Raw genomic sequence first — 20666 nt, forward strand, 5'->3', positions numbered from 1 at the left:
AAAAGCCCCGAAAATATTCCGGGGCTATTTACTGATTTTTTTATTGGTTTTATTAAGATATTTTTCAATCATTTTCTGATCCGGAACAGTCGTTATTTCTTTAGTAAGAGCCTTTTCAAATTCTATTTTTGCTTTTGAATATTCTTTTTTGTGATAATAATATTTTCCACTCAAAAAATATCCTTTCCAGAAATCCGGATTTAAAGACTCATAAGAAGGAATAAAATCATCCGTTAATTCCATATTCTTCTTTTCTGTAGCCTCAATTATTTCTTTACTCAGCATTCTATACAATTCATAACTTTCAAATTCTTCAGAATCTACAAAAGGATCTCGCGGAATATTCAATTGTGACTTTGAGAATTTATCGGGCTGTAACGTTTTGCCTGAAAATATTTCATTGAGATCATAGCACACAAATTCTCCTAACTGATAGGGATTGGATGATACCCAAGCCAGTTTCTTTTCAGGTGAAAATATAACAGCATGATGAGCTAAAAGTTGATTTAAAGCTTTCTCATTTCCATAACCTATGCTTTTATCTGTTAAACCGGAACGGTTTCTTAAAATAGCAGCTATTTTTTCCGGATTCAACTGTTTTTCTTCCTGTAAAAGTTCCTGTAATTTTTCATAACGGTATGCCGAGTGGCTCTCTTCAATCTGCCTTTTATTTTTAGTATCCTCTTTATAAGTATCAGACTGAAAATGATTGGTGCAAAGCACTTTACTTGTGTTTTGAACTCTATATACTCCGAAGTTTTTCGGTGAGACTTCAATAATTATTGCATTTTTATCATGAGCACTTCCTACTAAAATGGATTCTGAAACAAATACATGTCTTTTTTTAGCAATAGCAATCGCTTCATCTATGTTTTTAGCATATTGCAGGATTTCTCTAGTCACCAGAGAAATAGGTGTTTTCGCCGTCAGAGGAATCCTTGATTTTCCAGCATTGATCGTTACGGTTATTCCCTCTTTATTCATTCCGGAAACTACACCGATCATTCCCGGCCAGCTTACTGACATATAAGGAAATCCGTCTTCCGGTTCTACAAATTCAACCAGCTTATTTTGGGCAAACTCGTCTCCTACGTAAAAATCGAAATTTCTTCCGATAAGCATATTCCCATCTTCCGTATTCTCGTTCCAGACCGCCAGAGAAGTACAACCTACCATTGCAAGATCCTGCATCGCATGCCCAATATCATGAGCTCCATGCAGATACAGATTTCTCAGATATCTTGGTGCAATAAAATCATACCGATCAGATGAATATTGTGACAACCCATACAATTCTGCCTGATAATCTTCTCTTACATTGAGATACATTTTACGATTGTACCACTTTAAGAAGGTATTTAAAAGTTTCTGCTTAAATTTTGAAGGAACAAAGCCTTCTACTTTGGAGAAGAAAATTTCCTCCTGCTTCTGCATCAGATCCTGAGTTAACGCTCCGTTGTTATACCCTAATTGCAATGGGTTTCCTTTAATATAAAGCTCCCAAAGCTGTTGTTTATTTTTGGTGAGAACATTTTGATTATAGCTAAAGGTACTGTCATTGATCCTGGTAACCTTCGGAATTTCCAATGCATATTGTTTGACATCAGGAAGGTGATGAATAGATTTTGATACTCCACAAGAGCTCAGGAGAAAGAAAAAAAGGAAGGAGATAAGAACCCTTTTATATGACAGATGTTGGATATTAGTTTTTTTCACGATTGTCTTAATTAAGTCATTGAGTGCAAGCGACTGTCAATCGTTTCTTTTCCCAGAATTTCAGCACAGGTATTGAATGCACCTATGGTTACTCCCAAAATTCCGTGCATATTCACAGATTGACCTGTAAGAAACAGATTATCAATTTTTGTACGGGGAGAAACCATGGTTTTCAGAGGATTCTCTGAATTTTTCATATACCCGTACATATTTCCTTCAAAACTTCCGATATAATCCCGGTAAGATAAGGGAGAAGAGGTATATATTCGTTGGATAGCATGTCTCAAACCCGGAATTTTCTTTTCCAGAGCGTCAATCATTTTTTCAGTCTTTTCCAGCTTGAAGCCTTCATACTGTTTTCCTCTTTCATGCTCATCAGCTACGGTATTGACCGTATTTTCCCATTGTTTAACCTCATCAAAATCCATATAAGAAATAGCTGTTAGACTTTCTGCAAAAACAGAATTTTGTTTTGAGGGGGTGGATGAAAGCATATAGGTCTCCGGCCAGGCTTTTTTATGATAACGATAGGCATTCCAAACCTGCTCTTCTGAGGAATAATGATAAATATTATAATTAAAATTCGGTAGACAATGAGGTTTTAAAACAATGTAAACACTGAAACATGAGGAAACCGGCTGCCAACTTAAAACTCTGTTCAGAAAAGATTTTTTCAGTCTTTCTTCTCCAATCAGCTTAATGGCAGAACGAATTTCAATATTGGAAATAAACTTCTTTGCGGCATATTCTTTCCCTGTCTTTGTCTTTACAGAAGTCAGTATATTATTTCCATTAAAAATAAATTCAGAAACTTCTGAATGTTTGTGAACTTCAGCCCCATACTGACGAAGTTTTCGAATGAGCAATCTGGATATCTGACTCCCTCCTTTTACACATTTATAGGCACTTTGTATGTAAGAATTCACCGTTAAAGCATGAACGTAAAAAGGAACGTTTTCCGAATCTCCGGCATACAGGAAATTAGATCCTAATAAGACTGCCTGGAGTTTTTTATTCTGGGTTACAGATTCAACGAATCTTTTGGTATTTAAATGCAGGATCTCCTCATTGTAATTATCCTTTCCTACTACATGATACCTTGGAAACTGGCTGCATACATATTGAATCTCTTCACAATAATTTTCAAGATTTTCTTTTTCCTCAGGAAAACAGACCGATAATTGTTCTACAAAGTTTTGATAGCCCTGAGCATGCGGATATTCAACAGCATCATCTCCAAAGGAAATTCTGTCATACCCGTCCTCATCCATTTGCTGAAGTTCCAGATCATCCATAATCTCAAGATAGGAGAAAAAACGGTGCAGGTTCTGCCCTTTTGAAAGGCCACCCAAATAATGCACTCCTGTATCAAAAATAAGCTTATCTCTTGAAAAAGTCTGAAGATTACCTCCATACTGATTGTTTTTTTCCAGCACGCAAACCTTCAGGCCTTCTTTCGCTAAAACAAGAGCTGAAACAAGACCTCCCAATCCGCTGCCGATTACAAGTATGTCATATTCTTTTTTCAAAGGAGGATGTGCTTTTTTTAAATTAAGAAATTTGGATATTATTTTATGATTATTGTACAGGAAAATCCTATTTGAACAATATCATTTTTGAATTTCACTTCCTTAATATTTTTGAGTTTTTATTAGTTTTTAGGGAATAAAAATAGAAAAATTAATCAACATCATCCCAAAAATCAAAATAATTAAACCATTGAAGCGGATATTTTTTAAGCATGGTTTCAAGATTCTGAACGTAAGACTGTAAAAGCCCCTGAGAATCCCGGTTCTTGATATTCTGTGCTACTCGTGCATACAAATGGTAATGAAGGTTCTTTTCTTTCATCACATAAACATATACCACAGGTACTCCCAAACGGGAAGCAATGAGGAATGGTCCGGCCGGAAATTTGGCACTTTTTCCTAATAATTCGGCTTCCAGAAATTTTGATCCTTCAAAGTAACGGTCTCCCGTAAAACAGATCAGTTCATTATTGGACAAAGCCTGATTGATCTCAAAGATATGCGACATATCTTCTTTGACATAGATGAATTTAATAGTACTCTTTTTTACAGAAACACTCTCCAGATATTCCTTGATGACGGTAACTTCCTGATCTGTAGTGACCAGGTTAATTTGACAGTCAAAATCAATGTCTGCAAAGAAATGTTCTGCTACTTCAAAATTTCCGATGTGAGCACTGATAAGAACTCCACCTTTCTTAGCAGCCAAAAGATTTCTCAGGTTTTCAATACCGTCAAATTCATAGGTATATTTCTCTCTCAAACCTGCAGAAATAGCCGTTTTATCGATCAGAACCTGTCCAAAGGTGAAATAGCTTTTAAAAATAGAGCGCTTAGCCTTCCAATAGCTGAAATTCAGTCTTTTTTGGAAATAATAGAGAATGTATTGGTTGCTTTTTTTCTGAAACAGAACGTAATAAGCAGCCACAAGGTACAATACGAGATATGAACTTCTGATTCCGATATTTCTAATACACCAGACGAATATCCTGTAGCCCAGCACCGTCCCTTTAGATTTACCTTTCCACTTGTTCATACATACAGTTTGCTAATATAAAAGAGTACCAATGTAACAATATCTCTGAGTATCCTCTTCTATTATTACATTGGTACATTGTAAGGAATATAGATTATTTAATAACTATGCCTTTTTTGCAACGATCTTATTTTCAATCGTTGTGTAGAAATCATCAAATGTTACCATTTTCTTGAAGTCTGCTTCTCCTAATTTCACTCCGAAATTGGATTCAATCACTACGACCATGTCAATATAATCCAAGCTGTCTAGTCCTAGTGTATTTTTAAGGTTGGCATCATTACTGATTTCATCTCCGTCAACTTCAAATTCGTTAACCAGAAAATCATTAACAATAGCAACAATTTTTTCCCTTTCCATGTTTTTAATCAAATTTTTTAACTATTAATGCAGAATTAGTTCCCCCGAACCCAAAAGAATTCGACAAAAATACATCAATTTTTTGATTTTTTGTTTTGGAGACTAAATTTATATTTTGAGCCTCATTATCAGGGTTTTCCAGGTTAATATTCGGAGCTACAAAATCATTCTGCATCATCAGAATTGAGTAAATAACTTCACTTGCACCAGCCATCCAGCACTCGTGTCCCGTCATGGATTTCGTAGAGCTTACAGGAACTTCGCTTCCAAAAATCTCATAGATAGCTTTCGCTTCATTGGCGTCACCAATTGGAGTAGAAGTAGCATGAGCGTTAATATAATCGATGTCTGAAGCTTTCAATCCGGACTGTTTCAAAGCTCTATCCATCGCTAAAGCCGGTCCGTCAACATTTGGAGTTGAAATATGTCCGCCATTGGATGAAAAACCATATCCTATGATTTCAGCAATGATAGGAGCTCCTCTTCTTTGGGCAGATTCCAGACTCTCAACGATTAAAGAAGCGGCTCCTCCACTCGGAATCAAGCCGTCTCTTCCGGCATCAAAAGGTCTTGATGCTTTTGTAGGGTCTTCCTCTCTTGCTGAAAAAACACCTAATCCATCAAAGCTTGCCATAGAGTATTTGTTGGTTTCCTGAGCCCCACCACAAATGATCATATCCTGAAAACCGTTCTTAATCATCATGTAAGCAAGCCCTAAGGAATGTGAACCACTTGCACAGGCTGCACTGATGGTAAGATTGATCCCTTTTAGTTTAAAGATCGTAGAAAGGTTCATCGTTACTGTTGAGTTCATTGATTTAAAGATCGCTCCTGATCCCATCAATGTAGTATCTTTCTTTTCCCTTGCAATGTCGATAGATTCTACCACTGCTTGGGAAACACTGTCATTTCCATATAAAATCCCCACTTCATGGGCATCTAAAAAAGTTTCATCAAGATTGGCCTGTTTCAGGGCATCAAGGGTAGCAAGATAAGCATATTCACTTTCTTCTCCCATGCTTACACGCTGGCGTCTGTTCAGGAGATTCTTTAAATCAGGTTTTGGAACTACTCCTGTAAGTCCTGATCTGAAACCGAACTCTTTTCTATCCTGATCTAAAACAATACCGGATTTTCCTTGATATAGGGATTCCCTGACCTCTTCTAAAGACGTCCCGATGCAGGAATAAATTCCCATTCCGGTAATTACAACCCTATTTTCCATTTGTATATATTGAATTTAACAATGTATCAGTCTAGCAATGTAACAATATTTTCATTGGGATCCAATCAACATTGGTACACTGGTACATTGGTATATTGTTAGATTATTTACGAGTAAATTCCGCCGTTAATATTAATCACTTCTCCTGTGATGTATGAAGATTTCCTGGAAGCTAAAAATGCGACAAGATCTGCAACCTCTTCTGCTTCTCCAAACCGGTTGGCAGGAATCATTGCCTTCAATTCATCTTCACTAAACTCCTGAGTCATATCTGTTCTGATAAATCCTGGAGCGACTGCATTTACCGTAATATTTCTCTTAGCAACTTCCTGAGCAAGAGCTTTTGTAGCGCCCACCAATGCTCCTTTAGCCGCAGAATAATTGGTCTGGCCGGCTGTTCCTTTTACTCCGGATACTGAAACCATATTGATGATTCTTCCGTATTTGTTGCGAAGCAGCTTTTGAATAAAGAAATTAGTAACATTGAAGAAACCATCTAAACTTGTATTGATTACGGTATTCCAGTCTTCTTTCTGCATCCACATAAATAAACCGTCTCTTGTAATTCCAGCGTTGTTAACGATAACTTCTACCAAAGCTTCAGGATTATTGTCCTGCCATGCTGTTAATATCTGCCGTACTTCTTCGGTATTTCCTACATCAAATTTAAGAATTTCTCCTGTCGCCCCCAATTCTTCTACTTGAGCCAAAGTTTCCTTTGCCGCAGCTTCATTGGAAGTGTAGTTAATGAGTATGTGGTAAGTCTTCTCTTCAGCCAGTTTTATACAGATTGCTCTCCCGATTCCTCTGGAGCCACCTGTTACAATTGCACATTTCATGCGTTAGTGTTTATTTTGTTTTAGTTTTTTTAAGTTACCTTGTTTTTCTTTTTTATAGACAATCTACTATTGTTAATAGTTACATTGCTTTTAAATATTTCTTTACTTCCTCCAGATACGGATACATTACCATATCATCTGAGAATGCAGGAATTATTTTTCTGATCTCATCGTATAATTCTTTTGTAGACGATGAAATTTCATTCTGAAAACCAAGATATTCTATAGCCTGAACAATGGTAATCGCTTCAATCGCCAGTACTTCAAAAGCATTTTCAATTACTTTTCTGCAGATTACTGCAGCATTGGTTCCCATACTAACCACATCCTGATTGTCATTATTATTTGGAATGCTGTGAACATACATGGGATTTGACAACATTTGACTTTCTGCTGTAGTAGATGTTGCTGTAAACTGAACGCCCTGCATTCCGAAATTGAACCCTAATTTACCTAAATTTACAAAAGGAGGCAAAATTTCATTGATTTTAGCATTCAAAAGATAGTTTAACTGTCTTTCTGCAAGCATTGTAAGTTTTGTAACCACAATTTTTAATTTGTCCATTTCCAGAGAAATGTAGTCTCCATGGAAATTTCCTCCGTGGTAAACATGCTGATCTTCTACATTAATAATCGGGTTATCATTGGCAGAATTGATCTCATTTTCAAGAACTTTCTCCGTATATTCTAATGTATCTAATACCGGACCTAAAATCTGTGGTACACATCTTAAAGAATAATACTCCTGTACTTTTTCCTTGAATACCTTTTCCTGTTCTTCAAAATGGGTATACAGATGATCTGCTCTTTTTCTGATCAATTTACTGTCAGCCAGGTGAGCACGCATCTTTTCTGCTACTTTCTGCTGACCGTAGTGTCTTTTTGTTCCGTTTAATGCTTCTGATAAATGATCGTCATAAGCCTGAACAATTTCATTAATGGCGCAAGAAAGCTTAATAGAAATATCTGTTAACTGATTTGCTTTATAAGCATTTACAATACCAATTCCTGACATTACGGAAGTTCCGTTCATCAGGGCAAGTCCTTCACGGATCTCCACCTGAATTGGTTTCAGCTCTTCGATTTCAAAAACCTCTTTGGTCAGTTTTCTTTCTCCTTTATAGAAAACTTCTCCTTCGCCTATTAGCACCAAAGCAAGGTGAGCCAGCTGGACAAGGTCACCACTTGCTCCTACTCCTCCATGTTCAAAAATTAATGGAGTAATATCTCTGTTGATTAATTCCTGAAGAAGATAAATAACAGATTCATGCACTCCTGAATTTCCTAATGATAAAGTATTCATTCTGGCCAGCATACAAGCTTTCACTTCCTGGGCAGGCAAAGGGTTTCCGATTCCGGAAGAGTGGCTTCTTATCAGGTTATACTGAAGCTGGTGAGTATCCTCATCACTGATCTTGAATTGTGCCATTGGCCCAAAACCGGTATTCACTCCGTATATTACTTTATTTTTTGAAAATTCCTTTAAAAACTGAAAACTTGCATTCACTCTTGACAAAAGTGATTCATCCAGTTCTATTTTTTCATTTTCAATGATAATTTTTTGAAAGTCTTTCAGTTCTAAAAAGTTATTTATTTTCATCAATTAAAAGTAATAGTTGATAATTTTGTAAAATATTAATTATTTGTCACTAATTTTGCGGCAAAGATAAAAGTTATTATTAAAATAAAAAATCAAAGATGAGCAAAGAATTTGTTGACGTTCTTGTAATCGGAGCCGGACCTTCTGGATGCGTATCTTCTTCTTACTTAAAGAACAATAACGTCAGCGTGAAAGTGGTGGAAAAAACAAAATTCCCAAGACTGGTAGTCGGTGAAAGCTTAATCCCAAGGGTGATGGACCACTTTGATGAGGCCGGACTGTTCCCTGCTTTGGATAAAATGGGCTTTGAAAAAAAACTGGGTGCCCGTTTCCTTCGTGGTGACGAAGTCTGCATTTTTGATTTCAGCAATAAATTTGGAGAAGGCTGGGATTGGACCTGGCAGGTTCCGAGAGCTGATTTTGATAATACTTTAGCTCAGGAGGTCATTAATAAAGGGGTTGATCTTGAATTTGAAACAGAAGTGATCGACATCAAGTTTGAGGGAACAGATTCCATAACAACAGTACGAACTAAAGAGGGTGAAACTAAGGAAATCCACGCAAAATTTGTAATTGATTCAAGTGGTTACGGAAGAGTACTACCTCGTTTGCTTGATCTTGAAAAACCATCCAAATTATCTCCACATTCTGCTATTTTCTCTCATGTAAAAGATCTTAACAGAGAACCTGGTGAAGAAGGAACTTTAATTTCTTTTGATATTATTGAAACCGAAGTATGGCTTTGGGTCATTCCTTTTTCTAACGGAAACACAAGTTTAGGAATTGTAGGACCTACCGGATATATTGAAAAACTATCTGAAAATGGGGATACTGCTGAAGCTTTAAGAAAAGCAATTTCCCTTTCTGATTATTATATGAAACGTTTTGGGGATGTAGAGTTTCTCTTTGAGCCAAGACATCTGAAAGATTATTCATGTTCTGTTAAAAGTTTATTCGGAGACGGATTTGCCTTAACTGGTAATGCTTCTGAATTCCTTGATCCTGTTTTTTCATCAGGAATGGCTTTCGCTACAGAATCCGGAATGCTGGCTGCTAAACTGGCATTAAGACAGCTAAATGGTGAGAAAATCGACTGGCAGACAGAATACACAGATTATATTTTATACGGTGTAGATGTATTCACCACTTATGTAAAAGAATGGTATACCGGAAATCTTCAGGAATTATTCTTCCACCAACCGGAAAATCCGGATGTAAAGAAAAAGATTTGTGCGGTTCTCGCCGGATATGTCTGGAATAAAGACAATCCTTTTGTGAAAAAGCATGATACGGTGATTAAGAATCTTGCGAACCTCATCAAACTTGAAAAAGAACAAACTCAAGAATAAAAAAACGGTCTGAAAATTCAGACCGTTTTTTTTTTATTTCATCGATTTTTTGATTTCTTTTCCCAGATACCTTCCTGCTGATTCATATACTGTGGCAATTCTTCCATATTCCATAACCTCATCCTTACTTTGAATAAATTTATCAAATTTATTCAAAGCCACTTCAGCTAAAACCACTGAAGGATTACTAGCTTCCACCAACTTAATTGTGCCGCTTACCTGTGCTTCCATCACTACAAGTCCAGCATGCCATCCCGGTAAAAGCCATTTTGTATCCAGTATCAATGTGTATTTTGCAGAGCCATCCTTTTTAAATGTGACTTCTTTATAGTATTTGCCTAAACCTTTTGCAAAATGGTTAATATACTCTTCTTTTTTATACCGTTCCCATTCTCCAATCCATTGTTTCCATCCTTCTTTTCCTCTTTTAGGATTAGACAGAACATCTTCTTTCCTATTTTCCAGATATTGAGCTTCCGTAAAGTTTTCTTTCATAAACAATACATTATCAAATCTAAGCTCTATATTCACTTCTTTCTGATCTTTTAAAGCTTGAAAATTTCCTGAAATGAGTTCCATTTTCTCCTGTCCGAACACCATTGTCACCAAGATCAGTAATGTCAGTAATAATATTTTTTTCATGGGTCTTAGTTTTACTATTTAAGTTCAGCATCTAATATATTACATTTATCTCAAATCAATAAAAGTAATTGGTTTTCTGCTGTTTGGATTAAAAACGGTTTTAGACAGAATATCAAAATCAATGATTTCAATTTTCGGACTTACTCTTAATTTTGCACGGAAATGGTCTCTTACCTCATTCACAAAGTTTTCATTTTCCTGATCTGTACTTAATTTGATGATGATTTCATCCAGTCCGATCTCATTAGCCTGAATCACGATCTGGTAACAGAGAATATTATTAAAATCATTCAGAATATCGTTCATTGCAGGTGGATAGAGGGTTGTTCCTTTATACTTTATCATCTGCTGTTTTCTTCCAATTACAGGCCCCAATCGCATGGTATTTCTTTCACATTGACAGGGTTCATAATGGGCTTTTACAATATCTCCGGTTTTAAATCTTAGCAAAGGAATGGCTTCCACTCCTAAAGTAGTGATGGTCAGCTCTCCACTTTCGCCTTCTTTCACTACATTTTCATCTTCATCCAGAATTTCTGTAATAATCAGCTCTGGGTGATGGTGCCCTCCGATCTGAAACTTGCACTCTGTAAAAGCAGTGCTCATTTCTGTAGAAGCATAAGTAGAAAAAAGTTTGATATCCCATTTCTCTTTGATCTTCTGGGAAAGAATATTATCTGTAAAATCCTGATTTTTGATACTCTCTCCGATACATACTGCTCCATAAACACTTGAATTTTTATAATCCAGACCATGTTTTTCAGCATAATCGATCATCTTCAATAAAAATGAAGGAACTGTAATCAGGTATTTCGGTTTGTATCTGAAAATAGAATCCCATTGTAATTCTGGAATTCCAGGGCCCATTCTGACCACACTGGCACCCATTTTTCTTAATCCTAAAAAATAAGCAAGCCCCGCCATGAAACGTTTATCAATCGTAGTGATCATCTGTACTACATCTCCCTTCTGAATTCCGGCACAGGCAAAGGATATGGCCTCATTGTAAGCCAATCTTTCAAGGTCTCCATCAGACAATCCAAAGGTTACCGGATCTCCTAACGTTCCGGAAGTCGTGCTGTAGTCTACAATCTTATCTGGTGTAATACAGAAAAAATCATGATTATGCTGCTGCAAATCATTCTTTGTTGTAACAGGAATCTTTTGCAGATCTTCCAATGTCCGGATTTCTCCAATATTGATATTCTTTTCCTTAAACAACCTCTGATAAAAAGGTGAATTTCCTTCAAGATAAGCCAGAAGCTGCTGAAGTTTTTCTTCCTGAAACGCCTTTATTTCCTGAGTACTCGATTTTTCGATGAACGGATGAAATTCCAATGATTTTAATTTTTAAAGGACAAATGTATTTAAAATTACATGATTGTAGGATGTATTCATGTAAAATGTATTCACGATTTCAACTACAGTTTTATCTACGGAATGTAAAAGTCTGTGTGTTTATATTTCCCGCGGTATTGATTGTGGTTATTTTTAAACTATGTTCTCCCGAAGTTTTTGGACACTTTTCATCAAAAATGTAGATAAAATCATTTTTCACACGGGCAAATCGCAGCCATTTCCCATCCAGTTCTGCCCGGAATGAAACAATATCCCCGATTTTTGTACTTCCTTTTAAGCGTAAAGAACTTCCGCTTACAACAGCTCCATCTTTCCATCCTGAAGAAACTGATGGTAAACCGTTATCCAGTATAAGTTCTGCTGTACCCAATCTATTGAACTGTGCTTCTGCCTGGTCGCCGTTCCATTTTGCTTTTACGGCATCCTTATCACTTCCATAATTGAACAAAACCACTACTTTATCTTTTTCATCTTTGGATAATTTTCTGTTGGGTTTTATTTTCAAGGTGTAATAATCATGAACCGGGATGTATGGATTCTGTAGAACAATGGTATTGGAAATGGCATTTCCATCACTACTGTTTTTTTCATACATACTAAAATTCACGGCATCATACATTGCATTTTTACTGAAGTTGATTTCTGCATTTTCAGTGGTTAGCGTTTTCCCTTCATTAGGCAAAATCACTTTCTCAGAAGGAGAAATTCCGCTACCTGCATTAGCTAACTGAACCTTTGTAGTCAACCTGCTGGTATTTCCTTTTACATCTTTTAGAATAATTTCAATAGTGTGAATTTCCTGATCCTGAAGATTGATGACTCCTGAAAGATTGGAAGTACTATAATTAGCTAATTTCATTCCCGGCAATGTAGACAGATGCTGAATTCCCACTTTATCTCTGATGAATTTGGTATAATCTATACAGCCATTCAGATAGCGGGTATCATCATAGCTCACTTTATCAATGCTAAAGCCGTAGATCAGTTTTCCATCCATCAATAATTCTGCTTTATAAATCCCCAGATTAAATCCCTGGTTGGCTTTATCTACTGCTTTAATTCCAAAACTTATCATCGGAGAATTAACTCTGACAACATCTGCTGTATAAGCATTTCTTATTTTCTTAACAGCAATTCCATTAGCTCCCGGTTCATACGTACTGAATCTGCGGTCATACCAATACAATCCACTGATAATAGGCGCTACAGAATCCGGGATATTAAATCCAAACAGCAACGGATTAAGACATTCTTCTGTTTTGGTATCTCTTATCTCAAAATGTAGATGAGGTCCCGCTGAACCTCCGGTATTTCCACTCAGGGCAATGAGCTGACCTTTCGTAACCGGAAACTGTCCCGGCTGGAAAGTAATATCCTGTTCCCACTTTTCATCTTTGTACTGCTTCTCCTTCAGATATTCATCAAGCTTATCAAAATATTTATTCAAATGGGCATACACTGTTGTAAAACCATTCGGGTGGATAATATATATGGCATTTCCAAAGCCATAACGCTCCACTTTTATTCTGCTTACATAACCGTCTGCTGCAGCCAGTACAGATAAATTTTCCTGACTGTTCGTCCTCAGATCCAATCCCATGTGAAAATGATTGGTTCTTACCGCTCCAAAATTAGCGGCCAGCTGCATGGGAATATTCAACGGGTTGCGGAAATAGTTTTGGGGATAGTTATTTTGGGCTTGTGTGAGGATGGCAGTAATCAAACAGATAGCCGCCATCAGTTTAGAGAAGATTTTCATACAGCATTTGGGTTTAGTTCTACTTAAATATACGAGATTTCAAGCAATGATCGTGCTACTTTGACACTGCTTGTTCAGAGTTTTTTATTTTTCCCCACGGATGACAAGGATTTCCACAGATGATTGTTGATAACATCTGCGAAATCTGTGTGATTTGCGAGAGATTATATTAAGTTTTGGCTAAAGCCAATGGTTTGATTTTTATTTTTCAAGCGGGCTAAATCCTACTTCTATTGAATTTTTCTTTGAATCGAAAGAGTTAAAAACGTTCAAGAAAGCTTATGATAAGAGAGGTGAAATATTCACGTATTTAAGGCTCATCATTGGCTTTTTAGATGCTTCTTCATTTATATTTCTGAGATTGAAGTTTTTAATAGAAATTACCTGCATAAAACATATCTTATAAACCGACAAAATTCACTAAATTTGCAGACTTAATTAATCAACGAATTGAGATATTTACAATGAGCCAATTTAAAGAATACAAAAACCTCAACCTTATTGACGTAGCAGAGAATGTAGCGGAGTTTTGGAAACAAAATAAAACTTTCAATAAGAGTGTTGAGATTCGTCAGGGAAATCCTGAGTTTGTTTTTTATGAAGGTCCGCCTTCAGCAAATGGTATGCCTGGAATTCACCACGTAATGGCAAGAGCATTGAAGGATATTTTCTGCCGTTACCAGACTCAAAACGGGAAACAGGTTTTCCGTAAAGCAGGCTGGGATACGCATGGTCTTCCTGTGGAACTAGGTGTAGAAAAAGAATTAGGAATTACAAAAGAAGATATTGGCAAAAAAATCTCTATTGAAGATTATAATAAAGCTTGTCGTGAAGCTGTAATGCGTTATACCGATGTGTGGAATAACCTTACAGAGAAAATCGGATATTGGGTAGACCTTGATGATCCGTACATTACCTACAAGTCAAAATATATGGAAACTGTTTGGTGGTTGTTGAAGCAATTATATGACAAAAGCTTGTTGTATAAAGGATATACGATCCAGCCTTACTCTCCAAAAGCAGGTACAGGACTTTCTTCTCATGAATTGAACCAGCCCGGAACGTATCGTGATGTTTCAGATACAACAGTGGTTGCTCAGTTTAAAGTAAAGAAAGATTCATCTGCTTTATTCAACGATGTTGATGGAGACGTACATATCCTTGCATGGACGACAACTCCTTGGACGTTGCCATCCAACACCGCATTGACAGTAGGTAGAGATATTGAATATGTTGTGGTTAAAACATTTAATCAATATACATTTGAACCGGTAACCGTTGTATTAGCCAGCGTTCTTTTACCTAAAGTATTCGGTAAGAAATATGCTGAAGGTACAGACGAAGATTTTGCCAACTATACTCCGGAAACGAAAGTAATTCCGTTCAGAATTTTAAAAGAATTCACAGGAGAACAACTTGTTGATACAAGATATGAGCAATTAGTTCCTTGGTTTACGCCAAACGACAACCCTGAAAATGCTTTCAGAGTAATTTTAGGTGATTTCGTAACCACTGAAGACGGTACAGGTATCGTACACACAGCTCCTACTTTTGGTGCTGATGATGCAAGAGTCTCTAAAATGGCTCAGCCTGAGATCCCACCTATGTTGGTAAAGGATGAAAACGACAATCTTGTTCCTTTGGTAGATTTACAAGGTAAATTTATCCAGGGTGAGAATGTTCCTGAAGTATTTTCAGGAAAATATATCAAGAACGAATATTACGATGAAGGAACTGCGCCAGAGAAATCTTGGGATGTAGAGCTTGCAATCTTGTTGAAAACAGAGAACAAAGCTTTCAAAGTAGAAAAATATGTTCACTCCTACCCACACTGTTGGAGAACTGACAAACCGGTATTATACTATCCTTTGGATTCATGGTTTGTGAAGATGACTGCTGTAAAAGACAGATTGGTTAATCTGAACAAGGAAATCAACTGGAAACCAAAAGCTACCGGGGAAGGACGTTTTGCCAACTGGTTGGAAAATGTAAACGACTGGAATCTGTCCCGTTCAAGATATTGGGGTATTCCGTTGCCTATCTGGAGAACAGATGACCTGAAAGAAGAAAAGATCATCGGTTCTGTAGAAGAACTTTACAACGAAATTGAGAAATCAATTGCTGCAGGATTAATGACTGAAAATCCATTCAAAGGTTTTGAGATAGGCAATATGTCTGAATCAAACTACGAATTGGTTGATCTTCACAAAAATGTTGTAGATAAAGTTGTATTGGTTTCTGATTCAGGAAAAGCAATGAAGCGTGAAAGTGACTTGATCGACGTTTGGTTCGATTCAGGTTCTATGCCCTATGCACAATTGCACTATCCTTTCGAGAATAAAGAAATGATCGATAACAACAAGGCATTCCCTGCGGACTTCATCGCGGAAGGTGTTGACCAGACTCGTGGATGGTTCTATACGCTTCATGCAATCGGAACAGCTGTTTTTGATTCTGTTGCGTATAAAAACGTAATGAGTAACGGTCTTGTTTTGGATAAAAACGGACAAAAAATGTCAAAACGTTTAGGAAATGCAGTAGATCCGTTTGAAACCCTTTCTGTATACGGACCGGATGCTACCCGTTGGTACATGATTTCCAATGCAAATCCTTGGGAGAACCTGAAGTTTGATATCGAAGGAATTGATGAAGTAAGAAGAAAGTTCTTCGGAACCCTTTATAATACGTATTCATTCTTTGCATTATATGCGAATGTTGACGGATTCAATTATTCAGAAAAAGAAGTGGAGAACCGTCCTGAAATTGACAGATGGATCCTTTCTGAGCTGAACTTACTGATCAAAGAAGTAAAGGCATTCTATGAAGATTATGAACCGACAAGAGTAGCAAGAGCGATCAGTACATTTGTAAATGATAACTTGAGTAACTGGTATGTAAGATTATGCAGAAGACGTTTCTGGAAAGGAGATTATTCTGATGATAAGATCTCTGCTTACCAGACTTTATATACTTGTCTTGAAGTAGTAGCTAAACTATCTGCTCCTATTGCTCCATTCTTCATGGATCAGTTGTATCAGGACTTAAATAAAGTAACAGGTAAAGAAAACTGTGAATCTGTACACTTAACAGACTTCCCGGTTGCTGACGAAAGTTTAATCGATCAGGATCTGGTTGAAAAAACACACTTAGCACAAAACATTACAAGTATGGTTTTCTCTTTAAGAAAGAAAGAAAACGTAAAAGTTCGTCAGCCGTTACAAAAAGTATTGGTTCCTGTATTGGATGCTAAAACAGAAGAACAGATTCTTGCTGTTGCAGATCTTATCAAGCAGGAAGTCAACGTGAAAGAATTACAGTTAATTAATGCTGAAGAAGCCTCTCACTTAATTGTAAAACAGATAAAACCGAACTTCAAAGCTCTTGGTCCTAAACTAGGAAAAGACATGAAGGTGGTGGGTGCCGAGATTACCAATCTTACCACAGAACAGATTGCCGCTCTTGAAAAAGAAGGAAAACTGGATGTTCAAGGCTATGAGATTACGCTTGAAGACGTGGAAATCTCTACTAAAGATATCCCGGGATGGACAGTAACTTCTGATGGTAAAACAACTGTGGCATTAGATTTGACGTTAACCGATGAGTTAAAATCTGAAGGAATCGCAAGAGAATTCATCAACAGAATTCAGAACTTGAGAAAAGAGAAAGATTTCGAACTTACAGACAGAATTAATATCTCCATTGAAGAGAATTCACCATTCCTTGAAGATATTAAGAAAAATGAAGAATATATTTCTTCCGAGGTCTTGTCAAGTAAAATAGAAATTGTATCTTCACTTTCAAATTTTAACGAAATCGAAATAGATGAGGTTAATTTTAAGATAAATGTTGAAAAAAATTAACATGTAGTTATTATATTTCAAATTCCATTTCATAATTTTATTAAAAAAGAGAAAGAATATGTCAGACGAAAGAGTTAGATACAGCGATGCTGATTTACAGGAATTTAGAGCGATCATAAAAGAAAAAATAGAAAAGGCGGAGAAAGATCTTCAGCTTATCAGAGAAAGTTTTATCAATGACCAGAATAATGGGACGGATGATACTTCACCAACATTCAAAGCATTTGAAGAAGGTGCAGAGACTTTGAGCAAAGAGCAGAACTCTATTCTTGCAGGAAGACAGGAAAAATTCGTTCGTGATCTTAAGAATGCATTAATCAGAATCGAAAACAAGACTTACGGTGTTTGTAGAGTAACAGGAAAGTTAATTCCTAAGGAAAGACTTTTAGCCGTTCCTCATGCTACACTAAGCATTGAAGCGAAAAACATGCAGAAATAGCCGTAAGGTTTGTAAAATAATATTGGGTTTATATGGTATCTCCGGATACCTTATAAACCTAATTTTTAATGTATACCCATGAGCGAAGTATTAATATTGGTAATCATTGTGGCAGCAGTGCTGGTTTTTTTCAACAGAGAATGGATCAGAAGCAGATTCTTTCCTCCAAAGCACACAAACTACACTATTGATGATCAGTTTAATTCTGATAAACGTGACCGGGAGAAAGAAATAGACAGACTATTGAGTAAGATGGGCAAAAACGGAGTCAACGATCTATCTGAAAAAGATAGAAAAAGGCTTGACGAGTTGTCCAAAATGTAAAATTAAAATACTAAGAAATGGAATCAATCATAGTACATCCTAAAAATTCTATGGAATTGAGCGCATTAAAAAGCGTTTTGAAAGAAATGAACATTAAATTTGAGAAAGCTCATGTGAAAAGTTCATATAACGGACAAAAAGTGGTTAAGAAAGCAAGCGATAATAAAAACGCAAGACCTGCTTCAAAACCTTCAAAACCTAAAGGAGAGTAATGAAAAAGATCTTAGCTATCACTTTTTTGGTATTATTGATAGACCAGGCTTCAAAAATTTACATCAAAACTCATTTTGAGCTGAATGAAAGCATTCCTGTTATAGAAGGTTTCTTCAATAAAACTTTTGTTGAAAACCCAGGAATGGCTTATGGATTTCATTTTGGTGGTATTATTGGAAAATATTTTCTTGTCATCCTAAGGATTTTCCTGATTGGAGGAATGGTTTACATGTTTAAAAAATGGATCAAAGAAGGTGCCTCCAACTACCTTTTAATTCCAATGGCGATCATCTTTGCAGGAGCTATCGGAAACCTTATTGATGGGATGTTTTATGGAATGATCTTCGATAGCGGAACGGTGTATGATGCCAGTACAGACCGATGGATTGGTTATGGCGGGGTTTCAAAATTTGTTCCTTTCGGACAGGGATACTCTACTTTTATGAAAGGATGCGTTGTAGATATGCTTCACTTTCCGGTAGTGGACTGGTATGTTCCCGATAGCTGGCCTATCATTGGCGGAAAACATATTGAATTCTTTAAATATATTTTCAATGTTGCCGATTCAGCCATTACCGTAGGAGCTGCTTTCTTATTAATATTCAGAAAAAAAGCTTTCCCAAACGGACTTGAATTCTAACAGATGTATTTCGAATGAGAAAAACAATCAAAAATATTTTTAAATTTTTCCTGCTTCTTCTGGTAGCAGGAATTATTTTTATTGCCTGGGCTAATTATAGCATTAAAAAGGAAAGTGCAGCTTATGTATCTTACAATATCGCCGATGTACCAACCGCAAAAACCGCTTTACTCTTAGGAACAGGAAAAATCTTAAACAATGGAATGCCCAATGCTTATTTCTATAACAGAATTAAAGCAGCTACAGATCTTTTTAAAAGTGGAAAGATTCAATACATTATTGTAAGTGGTGACAACAGCAGCAAAGACTATAATGAACCGGAAGATATGCAGATTGCATTGGTTCAGCAGGGGATTCCACAGGATAAAATCATTTTAGACCATGCAGGATTTCGTACTTTGGATTCCGTAGTAAGAGCAAAGGATATTTTCGGACAAACCAAGATTATTATTATCTCTCAGAAATTCCACAACGAAAGAGCAGTATTTCTAGCTCAGAAAAACGGAATACAGGCTTTTGGGTATAATGCAGAAGATGTAAATAAATACGCAGGTTTAAAGACTAATTTGAGAGAGTATCTGGCAAAGGCCAAAGTATATTGGGATCTTATCTTTGGAGTAGAACCTAAATTTGGAGGAGAAAAGATTTTGATTCCTTAGTATTAAAAAACCAATACAATCACAAAAAATGAGTGTCTTCTCGTATCATTTAGTAAAAACGGATTACTTTTCTGCACTCAGAATTCTTTTTTCTTCACCGAAGTCGAGAAATATCTCAGGGTTAATTCACGCAGAAATTATGACGGTGATGACCTTAGGCTCTCCTATTTTTTCACCCTCCCGAATGTTGATAAGACAAATCGCTGTATTTGCACAATGGGAAGATGAAAGGGATATTGAAAATTTCTTAGCTAAAGACCGTTTAGGAAAAATTTTATCTGAAGGTTGGCACACAAGATTAACTTTTATGAGAAAATGGGGGAAATTCAACAAGTTTGAAATTCCTGATGAAACCCTAGAATTTGAAAATCCGAATTCGCCAGTCGTTGCAGTAACCATTGCCAGAATGAAATTTTTGGAAATTCCCAGATTTATTCATTGGGGAAGGCCGGTTGAAAAATTGGTTCGGGATCATCCGGCAACCACTTTGTCTTTAGCTTCCATCAAATTTCCTAATACCGTTTCCACTTTTTCAATTTGGAAAAATCAAAAAGAAATGACTGATATGGTTCATGGACATAGCAAAGTTCAAAAACCAGAAAGGCACGCCGATGCAATGAAAGAAAGAGATCGAAAAGATTTTCATTTTGAATTTACAACGTTGCGCTTTAAACCAATTTCAGAATTTGGGGAATGGAATGGGCAACGCAACATTATTCCAAATCTTAAAAACAACTAAAATGAGATTGGCTTATCCGATACAGAAGTTCCAGGATTGGTTTACTCAACAATGGGTAATTCTGCGTGGAAGAAAAATTAAGCCTGAAAATTCTCTCTGGCTGATGGGGCCTTTTGGGAGTTTGACTGCAATGAGCGAGGATTTTATTCATCAATTTGCAGAAAAAGAGAATTTAATTGTAGAAAAAGGATCAAAAGTAAAAGGTATTATTCCTTCAATGCTAAAGCTTAACTTATCTGAAACTGAGTTCTCCAATTTATCCAAAAATGTGATTGACTTCTATGAAAACACCTCAAATTATAACTTAAATTTTTCTATAGAATGGAATCCATTTTTCAAATTTTTTGGAATTTTAATTAATAAATTATTCAGTAATAG

At 36.3% G+C, this 20666-nt stretch carries 18 protein-coding genes and 1 pseudogene; 9 read left to right on the forward strand and 10 right to left on the reverse strand.

The features are described 5' to 3' along the window. Positions 1-24: 24 nt before the first annotated feature. The 7 genes from NBX25_RS24270 to flxA form a co-directional block, all read right to left on the reverse strand. A complete protein-coding gene (locus NBX25_RS24270; protein ID WP_502799813.1) occupies positions 25-1716 on the reverse strand; it encodes a C45 family autoproteolytic acyltransferase/hydrolase in 1692 nt (563 codons plus the stop codon). An 11-nt stretch (positions 1717-1727) separates the two neighbouring features. Then, complete coding sequence (locus NBX25_RS24275; RefSeq protein ID WP_250255786.1) at positions 1728-3245, reverse strand: phytoene desaturase family protein; 1518 nt, start codon at positions 3243-3245, stop codon at positions 1728-1730. Positions 3246-3396: 151 nt separating this feature from the next. Beyond that, positions 3397-4281, reverse strand: coding sequence for a lysophospholipid acyltransferase family protein (locus tag NBX25_RS24280; protein WP_123909785.1), 885 nt, complete (start codon positions 4279-4281; stop codon positions 3397-3399). Positions 4282-4386: 105 nt separating this feature from the next. After that, a complete protein-coding gene (locus tag NBX25_RS24285) occupies positions 4387-4641 on the reverse strand; it encodes an acyl carrier protein (RefSeq protein WP_250255787.1) in 255 nt (84 codons plus the stop codon). A 4-nt stretch (positions 4642-4645) separates the two neighbouring features. Further along, positions 4646-5866 (reverse strand): beta-ketoacyl-[acyl-carrier-protein] synthase family protein, encoded by a 1221-nt coding sequence (locus NBX25_RS24290; protein WP_250255788.1) that lies wholly within the window; start codon positions 5864-5866, stop codon positions 4646-4648. Positions 5867-5973: 107 nt separating this feature from the next. Continuing rightward, positions 5974-6705 carry a flexirubin biosynthesis SDR family reductase FlxB gene (flxB, locus tag NBX25_RS24295; protein WP_250255789.1) on the reverse strand — a complete coding sequence of 244 codons (732 nt, stop codon included), beginning with the start codon at positions 6703-6705 and terminating at the stop codon, positions 5974-5976. Between the two features lie 79 nt (positions 6706-6784). Then, on the reverse strand, positions 6785-8305 hold the full coding sequence (gene flxA / locus NBX25_RS24300; protein ID WP_250255790.1) for a flexirubin biosynthesis tyrosine ammonia-lyase FlxA: 1521 nt from the start codon (positions 8303-8305) through the stop codon (positions 6785-6787). Between the two features lie 98 nt (positions 8306-8403). On the opposite strand from flxA, the gene NBX25_RS24305 reads away from it, so the two are divergent. Further along, positions 8404-9654 carry an NAD(P)/FAD-dependent oxidoreductase gene (locus NBX25_RS24305; RefSeq protein WP_250255791.1) on the forward strand — a complete coding sequence of 417 codons (1251 nt, stop codon included), beginning with the start codon at positions 8404-8406 and terminating at the stop codon, positions 9652-9654. Positions 9655-9687: 33 nt separating this feature from the next. Here the strand turns inward: NBX25_RS24305 and NBX25_RS24310 are convergent, their stop codons facing one another. From NBX25_RS24310 to NBX25_RS24745, 3 genes are all read right to left on the reverse strand, one after another. Next, entirely contained in the window at positions 9688-10296 is a 609-nt protein-coding gene (locus NBX25_RS24310; protein WP_123909780.1) for a hypothetical protein, read from the reverse strand. A 45-nt stretch (positions 10297-10341) separates the two neighbouring features. Next, the gene (gene flxY, locus NBX25_RS24315) at positions 10342-11634 is read right to left on the reverse strand and encodes a flexirubin biosynthesis putative acyl-CoA ligase FlxY (protein WP_250255792.1); all 1293 of its coding nucleotides are present in this window, start codon (positions 11632-11634) and stop codon (positions 10342-10344) included. Positions 11635-11725: 91 nt separating this feature from the next. After that, entirely contained in the window at positions 11726-13414 is a 1689-nt protein-coding gene (locus NBX25_RS24745) for a M23 family metallopeptidase (protein ID WP_284346245.1), read from the reverse strand. 464 nt (positions 13415-13878) lie between these two features. Between NBX25_RS24745 and ileS the strand changes: the two genes are divergently transcribed. The 8 genes and pseudogenes from ileS to NBX25_RS24360 form a co-directional block, all read left to right on the forward strand. Continuing rightward, positions 13879-17274, forward strand: coding sequence for an isoleucine--tRNA ligase (ileS, locus tag NBX25_RS24325; protein ID WP_123909777.1), 3396 nt, complete (start codon positions 13879-13881; stop codon positions 17272-17274). A 58-nt stretch (positions 17275-17332) separates the two neighbouring features. Then, on the forward strand, positions 17333-17713 hold the full coding sequence (locus NBX25_RS24330; RefSeq protein WP_045501318.1) for a TraR/DksA family transcriptional regulator: 381 nt from the start codon (positions 17333-17335) through the stop codon (positions 17711-17713). Positions 17714-17791: 78 nt separating this feature from the next. Next, positions 17792-18037: a DUF6576 domain-containing protein gene (locus NBX25_RS24335; protein WP_123909776.1), complete on the forward strand. Its 246-nt coding sequence runs from the start codon at positions 17792-17794 to the stop codon at positions 18035-18037. Between the two features lie 17 nt (positions 18038-18054). Then, a complete protein-coding gene (locus tag NBX25_RS24340) occupies positions 18055-18249 on the forward strand; it encodes a DUF2683 family protein (RefSeq protein WP_123909775.1) in 195 nt (64 codons plus the stop codon). Beyond that, on the forward strand, positions 18249-18890 hold the full coding sequence (locus NBX25_RS24345) for a lipoprotein signal peptidase (RefSeq protein WP_123858138.1): 642 nt from the start codon (positions 18249-18251) through the stop codon (positions 18888-18890). Before NBX25_RS24340 ends, NBX25_RS24345 begins: the two co-directional genes overlap by 1 nt. A gap of 14 nt (positions 18891-18904) precedes the next feature. Further along, on the forward strand, positions 18905-19549 hold the full coding sequence (locus NBX25_RS24350) for a SanA/YdcF family protein (RefSeq protein ID WP_250255793.1): 645 nt from the start codon (positions 18905-18907) through the stop codon (positions 19547-19549). Positions 19550-19577: 28 nt separating this feature from the next. Next, positions 19578-20288: a hypothetical protein gene (locus tag NBX25_RS24355; RefSeq protein ID WP_250255794.1), complete on the forward strand. Its 711-nt coding sequence runs from the start codon at positions 19578-19580 to the stop codon at positions 20286-20288. A 1-nt stretch (position 20289) separates the two neighbouring features. Then, a pseudogene (locus NBX25_RS24360) lies at positions 20290-20666 on the forward strand (hypothetical protein); the annotation flags it as partial.

It is taken from the genome of Chryseobacterium sp. Marseille-Q3244, assembly GCF_940807095.1.
Taxonomy (GTDB): Bacteria; Bacteroidota; Bacteroidia; order Flavobacteriales; family Weeksellaceae; genus Chryseobacterium.

What these genes read in the sequence shown, in the direction of transcription:
- NBX25_RS24305 (WP_250255791.1), top strand. Translation starts at nt 8,404, where the DNA reads ATGAGCAAAGAATTTGTTGACGTTCTTGTAATCGGAGCCGGACCTTCT.
- flxA (WP_250255790.1), bottom strand. Translation starts at nt 8,305, where the DNA reads ATGAAAATAAATAACTTTTTAGAACTGAAAGACTTTCAAAAAATTATC.
- NBX25_RS24285 (WP_250255787.1), bottom strand. Translation starts at nt 4,641, where the DNA reads ATGGAAAGGGAAAAAATTGTTGCTATTGTTAATGATTTTCTGGTTAAC.
- NBX25_RS24335 (WP_123909776.1), top strand. Translation starts at nt 17,792, where the DNA reads ATGAGCGAAGTATTAATATTGGTAATCATTGTGGCAGCAGTGCTGGTT.
- NBX25_RS24330 (WP_045501318.1), top strand. Translation starts at nt 17,333, where the DNA reads ATGTCAGACGAAAGAGTTAGATACAGCGATGCTGATTTACAGGAATTT.
- ileS (WP_123909777.1), top strand. Translation starts at nt 13,879, where the DNA reads ATGAGCCAATTTAAAGAATACAAAAACCTCAACCTTATTGACGTAGCA.
- NBX25_RS24280 (WP_123909785.1), bottom strand. Translation starts at nt 4,281, where the DNA reads ATGAACAAGTGGAAAGGTAAATCTAAAGGGACGGTGCTGGGCTACAGG.
- NBX25_RS24310 (WP_123909780.1), bottom strand. Translation starts at nt 10,296, where the DNA reads ATGAAAAAAATATTATTACTGACATTACTGATCTTGGTGACAATGGTG.
- NBX25_RS24355 (WP_250255794.1), top strand. Translation starts at nt 19,578, where the DNA reads ATGAGTGTCTTCTCGTATCATTTAGTAAAAACGGATTACTTTTCTGCA.
- NBX25_RS24290 (WP_250255788.1), bottom strand. Translation starts at nt 5,866, where the DNA reads ATGGAAAATAGGGTTGTAATTACCGGAATGGGAATTTATTCCTGCATC.
- flxB (WP_250255789.1), bottom strand. Translation starts at nt 6,705, where the DNA reads ATGAAATGTGCAATTGTAACAGGTGGCTCCAGAGGAATCGGGAGAGCA.
- NBX25_RS24345 (WP_123858138.1), top strand. Translation starts at nt 18,249, where the DNA reads ATGAAAAAGATCTTAGCTATCACTTTTTTGGTATTATTGATAGACCAG.
- NBX25_RS24350 (WP_250255793.1), top strand. Translation starts at nt 18,905, where the DNA reads ATGAGAAAAACAATCAAAAATATTTTTAAATTTTTCCTGCTTCTTCTG.
- NBX25_RS24745 (WP_284346245.1), bottom strand. Translation starts at nt 13,414, where the DNA reads ATGAAAATCTTCTCTAAACTGATGGCGGCTATCTGTTTGATTACTGCC.
- NBX25_RS24340 (WP_123909775.1), top strand. Translation starts at nt 18,055, where the DNA reads ATGGAATCAATCATAGTACATCCTAAAAATTCTATGGAATTGAGCGCA.